Here is a 14,497-nt window from a genome sequence, read left to right as displayed (position 1 = left end):
TATGAAAAAGTTGTATGTATATGCCGATTTCGATTGGCTCAAAGAAATGGAACTCATTGGCGAACTAGGCTATGAGTCTCTTCGTGGTGCGGACAGCTATAGTTTTACGTTCAATAATGAATGGTTAAGGCAGCACGGCGATCTGTTTTTGAGTGACGACCTGAATAATTACCCGGGACAACAATATACACAACCGAACAAGGATATATTCGGATGTTTTTCCGATGCTTTGCCGGATCGTTGGGGACGTACTTTGTTGTTGCGTCGTGAGCAAATTGCAGCGGCGGAAGAAAAACGACCAGTACGGAGATTATCATCTTTCGATTTCTTGACTGGTATCGATGATTTCTCCCGAATGGGTGGATTCCGTTTTAAGGAAGACCTCGATGGCGAATTTATCAATGTGAGTGAATCATTGAAAATTCCACCTTTGACGGATATTCGGGAACTGATTGCAGCCAGTGCCGAGATAGAGAAATGTGAAGAAAACAATATGCTCCCTGATAGGAAATGGATTGCACAACTTGTGCAACCGGGAACGTCATTAGGAGGTGCAAGGCCTAAAGCCAATGTTGTAGATACAGATAAAGTTCTTTATGTGGCCAAGTTTCCATCGCGCAAGGATGACTATGATGTTGGACTTTGGGAGCATTTCAGTCATTTGCTTGCCACAAAAGCAGGGATAAACGCTGCAAAAACAAAAGTGTTAGCAACTGGAGAAAAATATCATACATTGCTGTCACAACGCTTCGATAGAACCCAAGAAGGAAAACGCATTCATTTTGCATCTGCCATGACCTTATTGGGGCTGAGTGATGGTGACAATGCAACTACCGGGCATGGTTATCTGGATATAGTCGACTTTATTATTCAGAACTGTACCGATGTGGAGCGAAACCTACAGGAACTATACCGTCGTGTGGCTTTCAATATTTGTATCGGCAATACTGATGATCATTTCCGCAATCACGGTTTTCTTTTGACTGCAAAAGGTTGGACTCTATCTCCTGCATATGACATGAACCCCACGTTGAATGAGTATCAAAGTTTGCTTGTTTCATCAACTTCTAACAAAGCGGAGTTGAGTATTTTGCTGGATGCTTGCGAAGATTATATGCTCAACCGGAAAACAGCTGAAAAGATTGTCTCGGAGGTAATTGAAGCTGTAAAGGGATGGCGTGAATTGGCAACACGATTAGGAATTTCCAAGAGAGAGATGGATATGTTTGCCGGAGTGTTGGATGAACGATGTAAGGAATGACTTTTCTGTGTACCAAATTACCAAGCGAAAATGTGGCAGATTATATGATAGTTGTAACTTGTCGAATAAGGAGTGAGAAAAATACTAATTTAATTCCATTATTGCATAAATAATTCTCAATATACACTTTATATTAAAAGATTTGATTAACTTTGCATATTAATATATGCTTGTTATGGATAAGGATATAAATAGACTCAAGGTTGTTCTTGCGGAAAAGAAAAGAACAAATAAATGGCTGGCTGAGCAATTAGGGTGTGCTCCGACGACTGTATCAAAGTGGTGTACTAATGCTTGTCAGCCTACAATGGAGACATTTATTAAGATAGCGAAACTCCTTGATGTTGAACTGGCACAATTAGTAATTATAGAAAAATAAGATGTATAAAATAATATGGGATTCAGAAACTGGTGGAGTCAGAATGTTGTCGCACTTCACTGTCGATACATTGCCCGTGTCGCCACGTCCTGTTTTCTATGAAGAACTTGATATGCTGAAGTTGGACAAATTGGGTTGGCAATATCCAAGATGTCAAGAGCCATTACTGTGGGCTTGCAACAAGCAATATTTCTACAGAGGAGCATTTGTTTTTGAAGTTAAAGGTGCAAATATCTATGATGATCCAATCGTAATTTTTCAAGCAGGACAAGAGTCTCTGTCTCTTATTCCGGTTGATGTGAATGAGATGTTAAACAGAGTTGGTGATGAGGTGTTTTTGTTGGAGAGTGAGGCTGTTGAGTATATACGAAATATATTTACGCAATATTCTACTGCTCGAAAGTCTGTTGAGAAAGTGGCTGCCAACCAAATTGATTTTGAAGTATTGGCGGCAAATCTTGAGAAGCGCACCAAAAGCAAAATGGCAATTGTTAAGCAGGATTGTGATAGTTTTGATGTTATGCCATTAGAACTGGCGCAGGAGCAAGGAAAGAAGACATATCACACAACGAGAATTGATAAATTCTTGGCTTCATTTTCTGGGGGAAAAGACTCACAAGTAGTCCTTGACCTGTGTACACGAGCAATACCTCCCGAGTCTTTTGAGGTTATTTATTCAGATACAGGATATGAACTTCCTCCATCATTAGCACTCTATGATAAAGTCATAGAGTATTACCATCAGAAATTTCCAACATTGAAATTTTCGGTTGCGCGCAATCATGAGAATGTGATCAATTATTGGGATAAAATTGGAACTCCATCGGACACCCATCGATGGTGCTGTTCAATTATGAAGACGGCTCCACTATATCGAATGCTTAAAGTTGAGGGAACAAATAAACAGGCGCGCATCCTAACATTTGACGGTGTTCGTGCTGAAGAAAGTACGCGTAGATCTGGATACAATAGAGAGGGGAAGAGTGTAAAGCACTTTACAGTATTGAATGTTAGCCCAATTCTGTATTGGAATACGACAGAAATATTCCTGTATTTATTCAAAAATAACTTGCCGATAAATCCTGCATATCGATATGGTATGACGCGTGTAGGTTGTTTAATTTGTCCATTCTCGTCAGAATGGAATGACTGCATTTCACGTAAATGTTTTTCCAAAAGCCTTAAGCCATTTTTATCAAGAATTGAAGCAATCGTAAATAGAAGCAACATTCCGGACAAAAAAGATTATATTAGACAAGGAAATTGGAAAAGACGTGCTGGAGGAAGAGGCTTGGCTTCTCACTCATTTGTGCAAGTGCTATCAACAACTCCTGATTTGGAGATCTTAGTAACGAATCCTCAAAAGAATATTCTCACATGGCTAAATGCGGTATGCGAGTATGGATTATCTGCAAATAAGTGTGCTGGAGAGATTAAATATGAGAAGATTATTTATCCATTTGTTATTGAGAGTAAGGGAAATGCTCTTAAAATTACGTTTAAGAATACACATACAACCCCAACACTTCAAGGTCTGCTTAAGCGTGCAATATACAAATCTACTTATTGCATAAACTGCGAGGCATGTGAAGTGGAGTGCCCAACTGGTGCGTTGGCAATTCTACCTGAAGCTAAAATTGATGCTCAAAAATGTGTTCATTGTCACAAGTGCTTAGATTTCCATGAATTTGGGTGTATTGTTGCACATTCATTAGTCGAAACTAGTTCTAATAAAAATAAAATGAAATTAACAGGATACAATAATTTCGGGTTTAATGGCGAATGGCTTGATGTATTTATGTCATCTGCAGATACATATTTTTCAGATAACCTACATGGGTTAAACGTCAAGGAACAGTTGCCTAATTTTGTTAAATGGTTAGTACAAGCTGAAATTCTGGATGATACAAAATCGAGAAAATTAACAGAACTTGGATCATATTTAGTAGAATTATATGCTTATATGCCAGACTTAGTATGGGAAGTTATCTGGGTTAATCTTTCATGCAATGCTCCAATAGTAAAATGGTTTATAGAGAATACAGTGTGGAATATTAGTCTTACAGAATCGGATGTTAGGGAAAAAGTAATGTTCGATTATCCAACCGATAGCCGGACTACCATAAAGAATATTGTGTATGCACTATTTAGAACATTTAGAGAATGTCCTATCGGCGAGCGTATTATGCCTCAACAGGATAAGCAGACATATATAAAGACTAGCTACAATGATGCGTCTAGAGAGGTTATTGCTTATTCTATATACAAATTTGCACAAAGTAAAAATATCTCTGAATTAAGGGTTGCGGATTTATATGATAATAACAACAAATGTGGTATATATAGGGAATTTGGCATTGATAAAGACACTCTAATTAGCCAATTACGATCGCTAAACAGTGATATAAATCCAGTTCTCAATGCGACATTTAATATGGGCTTAGATCATATATCATTGCGTAGCGAATTAAATCCCGTAAGTGTATTAAAACTCTTAACAGAATAGTTGGTCATATGCAATTATCCTTTTATTTAGATTTAATAAAGCAAGTCAATATAGGGAATTACCGAGGTCGTAAGATCTTGGCAAAACCTATTTTTATAATAGCACTTATTGAAGCAATAGAAAAAAGGATAAGTACAAATAATAGATTCTTTTACGAAACATTGGTTGATTTATACAAACAGATATATCATTTGTACATTGGAATGAATATAACTCCTATGCATAAGCCATTCTACCATCTACAAAATGATGGTTTCTGGCATATTCAATATATAAATTCACCTATTTGTATCAACTCTGCTAAAGTGATAAATAGCCATGTGGAGTACGCGTACTTAGATAATGCGCTATGGGATTTGCTGCAAGATAAAGAAGCTCGTAAAACGATTAAAGAAGAGATCGTGAGATTTTTTAAGTTTGACGCAAACAACTAATTTGTAAAAATAAAAATTTTCATACGATGAAGACGAAATACTCTGACCTGATTGAAATCCGTGAATCGGCTATAGCTTTTAAGATTCATCCGGAAAATGGTGATTGGAGAGATTTTATTCCAAACGGACAGTTCAATGATGTGTTGAGGAAAGTTATAAATGCTGTATATAACAACAATGCAGACTTTCATAAACCATTCTGGATTGCCGGTACTTATGGTAGCGGTAAGAGCCATGCAGGAGCAGTTCTAAAACATCTGCTATGTGATAAGGTCGAGGATATTCGTGAGTATATTGAAAGAGAGTATAAGGACGATTCTTTGGCATTGCTTCGCTCGGATATATTGAATCTGCGTAGCAAGAAGCGACTATTCTCAGTATCGTTGTATAGCAACGAGAATATGGCTGCAGCCGAAGACTTGCCGTTTGTCCTGCAGAGAGTTATTGTAGATGCATTGAAAGCAGCAGGAATCGAATTTGAGGTTCAAACTGACTTTGACAACTATATTAACGATATAAACAAGGACTCTGAATTCTGGTCGCTTGTCATAGATAGGGATGCCCAGCTTAAAGCATTGGCTCCTACGACAGACGTATTGATTGACAAACTTCACGATTGTGACACATCGGTAATTCGTCACATAAAAAATGCTTTACGCAAGCAGAATCGTGTTGTCCCATTGCATAGTGATAGTCTTGAAGACTGGATTTTTGAGGTACAAGATAAGTTGGCTGCACAAGGTGTATATGATGGACTGCTTATTCTTTGGGATGAGTTCACAGATGTAATTAAGTCATCATTCGGTCTGTCAATCCTTGTTACTTTGCAGGGTATCAGTGAGCGTATGATGATGACTAAAAATAATTCCTATTTCTTGTTTATCTCACACCCTTCTGCTTTGGATAATTTGCAAGTGGAAGAGCGAGAAAAGACAAAAGGTCGCTACCACTATATGCCATACAATATGGAGACCGTATCGGCATATAAGATTATGTCGCGTAAATTCAAATTTGATGAGGATGACGTCTATTACAAACATAAGCGTAGTGCTTTTGTAGGACCACACGAGAAACTTTATAAGGAATTCGCAACAATATCTACTTCGAATAGTCCAGAGGAAACTGAACAAGACTTGTATAATTTGTTTCCTATTCATCCTGGTACTGCGAATTTGGCAACATATTATGCTCGTGAGGCTGGTTCTTCATCTCGAAGCGTCTTTGAATTCATCGGTGCTAATCCAAAGATTCGTGAATTTTTCGAAAATGAGGAAGCTTATGCTGACGGTCGAGTAATTACAGCTAATTTTTTGTGGGATTTTGTTGTTGATGAGTTTAATGAAAAGGTGTCGAAGTTTGGTGCCGTTACAGAACGCTTCAACTCGCGCAAATTGCAAGTTGAGAATGAAGGCGGTCCAGAGTGTTATGCTGTTTTCAAGAGCATACTGCTATTAAATGCGCTAAACAACATTGCAAACAATATAACTGTAACACCTTCGGAAGAGAATATCGCTCGCCTATTTGTGGGTACTCATATTGAGCCTAAACTCAAAGACATTCTTGACTATTTGAATGACAATAGTATAATTCAAAGAGCTCCAGGTGGTTTATTCTCGATACAATTTTCTTCACTTCCCACAAAAGAAATTGAAGCGAAGAAGAATGAGTTGAAGCTGACGCAATTCAAGTATACTTCAAGCATTATAAACTTTGGTAGCGAGGCTGACAAACTGTTGAAAATGAATTTCTCGACAGTCACTCGACCAATGACATATCAAAAATATTCTATTGACAATAATGAGTATTTATTGCTGAATGCAATAGAGAAAGGACGAAAGAATTGTCCTGCATACGAAATATTTGTTGCATTGCTTTTTGCTAGAAATGCTCAAGAGTTAAGTGAGTTAAAACAAATTGCATATAACGCTACATCAAACGATGAGATTGGCCGCTTTGACAGCACTCTGTTTGTTGTTTATGAAACGCCATTGGGTGATATAAATTACGAGCGATTTATAGAGTATCAAGCAAATGCCTCTGTCGCTCGTAGTCATAACTCTACAGAGCAAGCTGAAACACACATTGCATCTGCAAATGCAATGATTAAGGAGTGGGTTCAAAAGCTACAGCGAGCTACATTCTCTTATTTTTTGAGAGATCAAAACAGTGTTAGCTCTGGTTTGAAGATTGCTCTTACAATTAACTCTTGTGTCGCTCCGACAATCTTCTCAAGCGGGCCTGATTCTTATGATTTGCTTCGTTCTAAGTCTGCTACATATTGGCGAAAACAATTGGCTAGAGATACCGTCAAGACCGTATTGACTAATAATACCAAAACTGATATCAGTAGTCGTTGTACGGGGCAATATGCTCATATGGCGTTATTGCTTCAAGATAGCGTTGATGAGAATTTGGAGTGGAAGCCTTCGATCAGTCCATTGCATCCGTTAAAGCTTGTGGCTGATTTTATAGACAAAAAACTTCATAGTGTTAATAAGAATACTGATTTTAATCTTGGAGAGCGACTTAAAGAATTAACTCTTCCTCCATTTGGACTTTTCCAGTCATGTGCTTGTATGGGTATGGTTGCATTTGCAATGCGTAAGTATGTCAAGCAGATTTTTGATACAAATGGAAAACCTCTCGATGCAACTCATATTGCAGATGCTGTTATTAAGATGTTCCAGGCTTGGGAATCTGATAAGGTGAACAATACTCTCAACTTTATGTTTGAGACGAAGGAGTCTGGAGAACTATGTAGATTGTTCGTTCAAAATTTCAGATTGAATGAGCTTAAAGGTTATAATGATATTAGTAGTCTAACAGATGCACGTTGGGCTCTTACGCATGAGTATATAACTGAAAAAGGATTTCCTCTTTGGTCATTAAAGCATGCAACAAATTTTGATAACTTGCGTGGGCTAATTGATAATATTGTAAAAATTAGTACTGAAAAAGACTTCCGAAACCAGCCTCACTTGATGTCGCAAACGCTTGCAGAAATAAAGCAACTCAAATTTGAATTAAAGGAATTGCTAAAGCATACTAATGCATTCAAAGAAGGTTTCTCGGCATTTGTAATGGGCGTTGCAATAGAAAAGGGGCTTCCACTCAAAGAAGACGAGGTCGATGAGGCAATAGCCGGTATGCGCAAGCACTTAGGTGGCGATATTGGTTATTGGTCGGAAGAGGAGGCTCGCAATGCATATGTGATATGGAGGGCTCAGCTTCTTGAAGAGAAGCGCAGAAGACAAGAGGAGGAGATTCGTCGTCAGCAGGCTAACGACATGAGGACTGAATACACTGCATCGGAAATTGACAAACTCAATCAGCGGAAAGCAGCTGCAATTGCCAAAGTGAAACAGATTAAAGATGCAGATATAGCAAAGGCAATTCTTGAAAAAATTATAGAAAAGACAAATAATAGCTTAGTAATTAGTCTTATCAACGAATACGATGCTTAAGTCATTTGGAACAATAGATGATATGCTTGTTGCAATTGATGCTGACAAAAATGTAACAGGCAGTAATGCTGGTACAGCAAATCGCTTTCCAGTCCGATTTGTATTGTTTGATAACTTTAGAGACTCCTACGAGTTTATCTCTAAGATGTCAGATAAGGATATAGAAATACAAAGTGTTGACAAGTGGATGAATCCTCAATATGACGATATGTTTATATCTCGTATTGAGCTGGCTAATAATATCGAGAAATATATTGGAGATATTAACGGTGAGGATTGTGTTGTAGCTCCTTTCTCTGAGCTTGCTCGTTTCTATGACAATATTGAGCACAAAGAATTCGATGCTCTTATCACAAAGTTAAAATCTATTCAGAGTACTAACATTGCATTTGATAAACATCAGCGTATATATATTGTTATTGTGGGACAATATAGCAAAATTTCAAACTTTGAAAATGACCCACAAATGTTCGCTTGGTATTTAAAATCTGATGACAAGCAGTTTAATTATCGTTTGGTATTATCTAATGGTACTGATTATGATGTACGTAATTTAAAGAATAGATATACTGTTGTAAACAACCTTAAAGAGTGGCTCTATTTGTGGAGAAATGGAATAGATATCGCCAATACTATTATTTCCACTTCACCATCTATATATGCATACGAACAGAATGCTTTACCTGATAATGCATTTGATTTTGACAAGTGTGAGAATGTATATAAGTTTTTAACACTCGGATTAAAACTTTCTTTTGGCAATGTGCAGTATAAGGAATGTGATGATGCGTATTGGAGAGAGTTGGCCGAGAAAATAGATGTCACGAATTTCGTTTTTTCAAAGTTTCTTAAACAGTATTTCCATTTATTTGAACTTAAGGATTATCGAGATTTCATCAAAGCATGGCATAGTACAGATGATAGCTTTGATAAATGGTTGCTAGTAACGTACTACTTAAGCGAGTTTGATAAGTCAGATTATCTGTTTTCCGCATTGCAGAATTGTTGCACCTACACAGATCGAGAGTTGTTCGAACAATTAATGTTGGCTGTTTTTGACTTTGAAGATATGTCAGCTCAATCAAGTATTCGTCTAGATGTTTTGCGAATATTCAAGTATAAAGGAGCTTTATCAAAGGAGGCGCAAGAAACACTAGAGGAAAGGCTAATTAAGGTCGCAACAGATTATGGGTTTAAAACAGCTGCAAACCTTTTGACTCCATTCACAAGTGTAGAAAAAGAAATTGCTGTCAAGTGGTATGGAGAAGGTAATTTGGCTGTATGCGATCTGCGAGAAAACTTTCCTATATTCTATTGCTACCTGCAAAATAATGTGTTGCCGATTGATTCACAAGATTGGATTGAGAATTATATTGAAAAATATAAGAAAGCAAAGTTTTCTAATAAGTACGATCAGAGTGTTAGTGATGCGTTGCTTGTCCATAGTTCCAATGATGTTGCATTCAATTCATGGTATCAAGATTTTAGAACGGTGCGTACTATTCTTGCTGATAGAGACGATATAGATGTGTTTTATTGGATTGATGGACTTGGTATAGACTGGATTCCAGTTGTCCAACATATTATAGAGGCTGAAAAACAAAATAGTATTTATCTAAACGAGGTCATTGTTGGAAAATCATTATTGCCAACAGTGACATCCATAAATAAGGTTGATTTAGAGAAACTAGTTCCTGGTAAGCTGGTAAAGACTGGAGATCTTGATTATTTGGCTCATAAAAACAACAACAAGTATCCTGAATATATATTAGAAGAGTTTGACGTAGTTACAAATGCTATTCGTAGTATAATTGACGAGTATGCAGGTAAAAAGATTGCTATTGTGTCAGACCATGGGTTAACGCATTTATCTCAATATTGTGCAGGGTTAAATCTAGCGGGCTTTGAATCAGATCATCATGGTCGACTTGCAAAAAAGAAGAGTGGTGTTTCGCCTGACAATAAGTATATTGTTGTGAATGAGGATACTGCTTGTGCTTTAGAACACTCTTCGTTATGTGGTAAAGTTCCTACTGGGCAAGCGTCTCATGGAGGAGCTACACCAGAAGAGGTATTAGTTCCAATTTTCATTATATCAAACCAAGAGTCTGTACAATCATGGACAGCTAAGTTGCTTACAAAAGAGTTGTCAGCGACAGCACCTATAATTAGATTTGAAATTAAGGGATTAAAAGATGAGATTCCTTTCGTGGTTTATAATAGTAAATCTTATAAGCTTAGCAATATTGCAGGCAACGAATATCAGAGTGCTCGCATTGAGTTAGTACAAAATGCGAGAGATATTGTATTAAGTATTGGCTCATCAAAGCAGAATTACCAGATTGACATTAACTTTGGTGCCGAAGAAGAAGACCTATTTTAACATAGATGCGTATGAAAACAGAAATTAGTAATAAGATAAAGAACTATTTTGCCTCAATGGCAATTTATAAGGATCCTGCTTCTACTAATAGTTTATTTGCAGGCCGTAATCTACCGTCTTTTGTTAAAGATTTTGTACTAAAGAAATATATTAATACTACGGGACGGGTTGATAGAGGTGCTCTTACCGCATTTCTTGATAATGTGATACCACAAGAGGCTGCTTCAGTTAAAGATCGTTTAGGTAGTGGTCAAGAGCTAACATTGCTCACTCGCTTTATCATCTACATAGATTTGGTCAAGGGTATTCGTCGTTTTGCTATTCCCGATTTAGGTATAAAATTAAACGAAGGCCAAATTCCAGACTATGTGTATAATCAGCATGTTGGAGACTTGGTTGATGGAGAGAAGTGGGGCGTTATTAAGCTTTGTGTCCTTCCTGATATGGATGGCAAAAAAAATCATGTCGAGATGGTTGATTACAAACCATTCAAGCCATATAAGTCAGTTGACATGAGCTATTTGCGTGAGGCAAGAAGAGCTTTTACAACAACAGAGTGGCTCGATGTCCTTTTGTCCGCTATGGAGTATGATCCAGATGGCTTTGAATGTATTAGTCAAAAATTAGAGTTCTTGACTCGTCTGCTAATATTTGTAGAGCCCAGATTAAATGTGATAGAGCTTGCGCCCAAGGGCACAGGTAAATCATATGTATTTGGTAATTTATCAAAATATGGTTGGCTTGTTAGTGGTGGTAAGGTGACAAGGGCAAAGCTCTTCTACGATAAGCAAAAGCAACAAAATGGCATAATCAAGAACCATGACTATACAGCATTTGACGAAATACAGACCATTGTATTTCAGGAACCTGCTGAGATTCAAGCAGCCTTAAAATCATATCTTGAAAGTGGTAAGACTACGATTGATAATGCGGAGTTCTCTTCCGAGTGTGGACTGATGTTAATGGGGAATATCCCTCTGAACAAACAACATAGACCGTTGTCATACCGTTATTTCGATTCTCTTCCTCAGAACTTTAGAGAATCTGCTCTATTAGATCGTTTTCACTGTTTTATTGAGGGGTGGTATTTACCTCGAATCAACAAGAGCATGATCTTTAAAGGTTGGACGATTAACGTGGAGTATTTCTCGGAATTGATGCATACTTTGCGTACCCAGAATTCTTATGGACTGCTTTTCGATGCCCTAGTAACATTTGATTCCAACGCAGATATGCGAGACTTTAATGCTGTAAAGCGCATAGCTACAGCCTATATGAAGTTGTTGTTCCCACACTGGCAGAATGTATCAGATGTTGATTATGAAGAGTTTGATCAGTATTGCCTACAGCCAGCAATTCTTCGTCGAGGTATTATCAAAGCACAATGCCATAACATTGATGAAGAGTTTAATACAAAAATGCCTAAGATAGAAGTGCGAAAGGCAGCTGTTGAGTATAATTCGGATTTTGATCGCGCATTGGATGTGTCAATATAGTATTATGGGTATAAATAGAGAGCGAAAAATTGACTGGATATAGTTGGGATTATGTCAAATGACATTCAATTTATATTATACAATCTTTCGGAAAAGGAAAGCAAGGTATAGGTAATCATCCGGGATGAAACCCTTTGGTGTACCCAAAAGGCAATGGCTCAACTTTTTGGCGTGGATAGGACTGTCGTTTCCAAGCATATTTGAGTCATCAGAGTTACTGCAGGATTCAGTATGTGCAAAATTTGCACATACTGCCGAAGATGGCAAAATATACATGTGCTAACCTCTTTTGATAGAAATGTTTCACTACATATTACGATATAACATTAAAAGCGACCAATATGGATAAAAAAATAATAGAAAATGCTGCTATTGCATGTGATAATGTTGCTAAAGCCATAAATGGGATACAGTTAGGAAGACCCTGTAATTCCTGCTGTCCTGGAAGAGATGCTTTAATCAATACTATAAATCAATTAATTGTAGAGATTAAAGATACGGAACCAGAATGCTTTCAACGTTTAATGTTAGAGTTGCAAAATATAAAGAGCCCTTGTAATCAATGTGTTCAACCATATCAATTTGGAGCGATAAATGCCATAACAAACATATTAAAGAATAAGTATATTGATACTAAAAAGGGGAAAAGAAAGATCTTTATTAGTCACTCTCATTCTGATAAAACAATTGTAGATGGCTTTGTCAAAGAAATAATGAAAGTTGGTTGTGGTTTTAAGGATAGTGATTTATTCTGTACTTTGGATACTTCTACTATTAGAACAGGAGATGATTTCCGTGAAAAGATTATTGAGAACATGAGAGATTGTGATTTTATTTTTCTTTTCATTTCTGAAAACTATAATCAGAGTGATGTTTGTAAAAATGAAATGGGAGCTGCCTGGGCTTTGGAAAACAAGAGGATTTTACCTTTTACTCTTTCCAAAATAACTTTTGAGCAAATGGGATTTCTTAATGTTGTTAAACAGGGTGCGTCTATTACTGACGGAAATAAATTAGATGAATTGTATCAAGAATTGTGTGAGTTTTATGAAATAACACCAGATTGGCGTAGTTTTAATAAAGCCAAAGGCGATTTCTTGGATTTGGTTGCAAAAGCATGATTCTTATCATGCTAAATATGTATTAGCAGTATTTGAAATGTATATTTGAAGAGAGAACCGCAAAAAGAAGTTGTTCGGGAATCCTGAACAACTGTTAAAATAGGACTATAGACTATTATACTATGGCACAAAATATAGAGATACGAAATAGTACAGCAGAGTTTCTCATCTTCATGCTTGAAGGCAAAGAGGATGGGATTCAGGTGATGTATAAAGATGAGACCATTTGGGCAACACAAAAGGCGATGGCGCAGCTTTTTGACTGCTCAACTGACAACATTGGACTTCACTTAAAAAATATATTTGTATCCGGTGAGCTTGTCAAGGATTCAGTTGCCGAGAAAAACTCGGCAACTGCCGCTGATGGGAAAAATTATCAAACAATGTTCTATAATCTTGATGCCATTATCAGTGTCGGGTATCGCGTCAATTCTGTTCGTGCCACTCAGTTCCGTCAGTGGTGTACGTTTGTACTCCGCCAGTTTGCCATCCGTGGATATGTGCTTGATCATAAACGAATGGAGAACGGGGCTTTCTTAGGTGTAGATTACTTTGAACATTTGCTTGCCGAAATAAGGGAGATAAGGCTGAGTGAGCGTCGTTTTTATCAGAAGCTCACGGATATCTATGCTACGGCAGTAGACTATAACAAGGATGCTCCGACAACCCGTCTTTTCTTTAAGAAGGTACAGAACAAAATGCACTATGCTGTGCATGGACATACCGCTGCGGAACTGATTGTAGAACGAGCTAATGCAGATAAAGAGCACATGGGATTGACCACTTGGGAAAATGCTCCGAATGGAAAAATTGTCAAAACAGATGTGTCTGTTGCAAAAAACTATTTGCGAGAAAAAGAATTGGAAGAAATGGGCAGAATAGTCAATGCGTCCCTTGATATGGCAGAAAGTATGGCTATGCGTCATATACCTATGACAATGGAAGATTGGGTAAAGCGAATAGACAAATTCATCAATTTATTTGAGAGCCCGATATTACAAGATAGCGGAAAGGTTTCTGCCGAATATGCCAAAGAGTTTGCTGAATCAGAGTTTGAAAAGTACAGGATTATTCAAGACCGTCTTTTCCAATCTGACTTTGATAGATTTGAAGATAATAGTCTTCCAGCATTGGATATTGAATAATTATAATGTCATTTTGAGGTTGGCAAAATCGCCTTTGGGATATGGCAGATTCATGTAGTTAGATTGGCAAGCGTTCGAACAATAGTTCTGTGTTCATCATCTAGTATCTGCATTTATGGTGGCCGACGTTACTTCAGGATACCACTTAAAAGCAAGAAAAGAGTTCACATAAGAGTTCATAAAAGAACCAGTAGGGTTCATAAAAGAGTTCGTAAAAGCACTATTGAAATATGCTTGCCTATGGTAATTGTCAAACAGAGGCTACAAGGATATTACAAGCCCATCCAAAACATGATTGCGTGGAGAGT

General features: G+C 37.3%; 9 protein-coding genes. All 9 read left to right on the top strand.

Annotated features, from left to right (window positions below):
• The first annotated feature begins 1 nt into the window (after nucleotide 1).
• Nucleotides 2–1,261 carry a type II toxin-antitoxin system HipA family toxin gene (locus BQ9893_RS06895; protein WP_075965321.1) on the top strand — a complete coding sequence of 420 codons (1,260 nt, stop codon included), beginning with the start codon at nucleotides 2–4 and terminating at the stop codon, nucleotides 1,259–1,261.
• 175 nt (nucleotides 1,262–1,436) lie between these two features.
• Entirely contained in the window at nucleotides 1,437–1,640 is a 204-nt protein-coding gene (locus BQ9893_RS06890; RefSeq protein WP_075965455.1) for a helix-turn-helix transcriptional regulator, read from the top strand.
• Nucleotide 1,641: 1 nt separating this feature from the next.
• Nucleotides 1,642–4,146, top strand: a complete 2,505-nt coding sequence (locus tag BQ9893_RS06885) for a phosphoadenosine phosphosulfate reductase domain-containing protein (RefSeq protein ID WP_075965320.1) — start codon at nucleotides 1,642–1,644, stop codon at nucleotides 4,144–4,146.
• A gap of 8 nt (nucleotides 4,147–4,154) precedes the next feature.
• Nucleotides 4,155–4,580, top strand: coding sequence for a hypothetical protein (locus BQ9893_RS06880; RefSeq protein WP_075965319.1), 426 nt, complete (start codon nucleotides 4,155–4,157; stop codon nucleotides 4,578–4,580).
• Nucleotides 4,581–4,606: 26 nt separating this feature from the next.
• Entirely contained in the window at nucleotides 4,607–8,044 is a 3,438-nt protein-coding gene (locus BQ9893_RS06875; RefSeq protein ID WP_075965318.1) for a hypothetical protein, read from the top strand.
• Nucleotides 8,037–10,427: a BREX-4 system phosphatase PglZ gene (pglZ, locus tag BQ9893_RS06870; protein ID WP_075965317.1), complete on the top strand. Its 2,391-nt coding sequence runs from the start codon at nucleotides 8,037–8,039 to the stop codon at nucleotides 10,425–10,427. Before BQ9893_RS06875 ends, pglZ begins: the two co-directional genes overlap by 8 nt.
• An 11-nt stretch (nucleotides 10,428–10,438) precedes the next feature.
• The gene (brxL, locus tag BQ9893_RS06865) at nucleotides 10,439–11,923 is read left to right on the top strand and encodes a BREX system Lon protease-like protein BrxL (RefSeq protein WP_075965454.1); all 1,485 of its coding nucleotides are present in this window, start codon (nucleotides 10,439–10,441) and stop codon (nucleotides 11,921–11,923) included.
• Nucleotides 11,924–12,264: 341 nt separating this feature from the next.
• On the top strand, nucleotides 12,265–13,044 hold the full coding sequence (locus BQ9893_RS06855; RefSeq protein WP_075965316.1) for a toll/interleukin-1 receptor domain-containing protein: 780 nt from the start codon (nucleotides 12,265–12,267) through the stop codon (nucleotides 13,042–13,044).
• A 122-nt stretch (nucleotides 13,045–13,166) separates the two neighbouring features.
• Nucleotides 13,167–14,189 (top strand): virulence RhuM family protein, encoded by a 1,023-nt coding sequence (locus tag BQ9893_RS06850; protein ID WP_075965315.1) that lies wholly within the window; start codon nucleotides 13,167–13,169, stop codon nucleotides 14,187–14,189.
• The last annotated feature ends 308 nt before the right edge of the window (nucleotides 14,190–14,497 follow it).

This window comes from Parabacteroides massiliensis (genome assembly GCF_900155425.1).
Classification (GTDB): Bacteria; Bacteroidota; Bacteroidia; order Bacteroidales; family Tannerellaceae; genus Parabacteroides; species Parabacteroides massiliensis.
The sequence above is the reverse complement of the archived record's forward strand: the minus strand, read 5'-3'. Positions and strand labels throughout refer to the sequence as shown.

Coding starts and splice junctions, on each gene's coding strand:
- BQ9893_RS06895 (WP_075965321.1), top strand. CDS start 2: ATGAAAAAGTTGTATGTATATGCCGATTTCGATTGGCTCAAAGAAATG.
- BQ9893_RS06890 (WP_075965455.1), top strand. CDS start 1,437: ATGGATAAGGATATAAATAGACTCAAGGTTGTTCTTGCGGAAAAGAAA.
- BQ9893_RS06885 (WP_075965320.1), top strand. CDS start 1,642: ATGTATAAAATAATATGGGATTCAGAAACTGGTGGAGTCAGAATGTTG.
- BQ9893_RS06880 (WP_075965319.1), top strand. CDS start 4,155: ATGCAATTATCCTTTTATTTAGATTTAATAAAGCAAGTCAATATAGGG.
- BQ9893_RS06875 (WP_075965318.1), top strand. CDS start 4,607: ATGAAGACGAAATACTCTGACCTGATTGAAATCCGTGAATCGGCTATA.
- pglZ (WP_075965317.1), top strand. CDS start 8,037: ATGCTTAAGTCATTTGGAACAATAGATGATATGCTTGTTGCAATTGAT.
- brxL (WP_075965454.1), top strand. CDS start 10,439: ATGAAAACAGAAATTAGTAATAAGATAAAGAACTATTTTGCCTCAATG.
- BQ9893_RS06855 (WP_075965316.1), top strand. CDS start 12,265: ATGGATAAAAAAATAATAGAAAATGCTGCTATTGCATGTGATAATGTT.
- BQ9893_RS06850 (WP_075965315.1), top strand. CDS start 13,167: ATGGCACAAAATATAGAGATACGAAATAGTACAGCAGAGTTTCTCATC.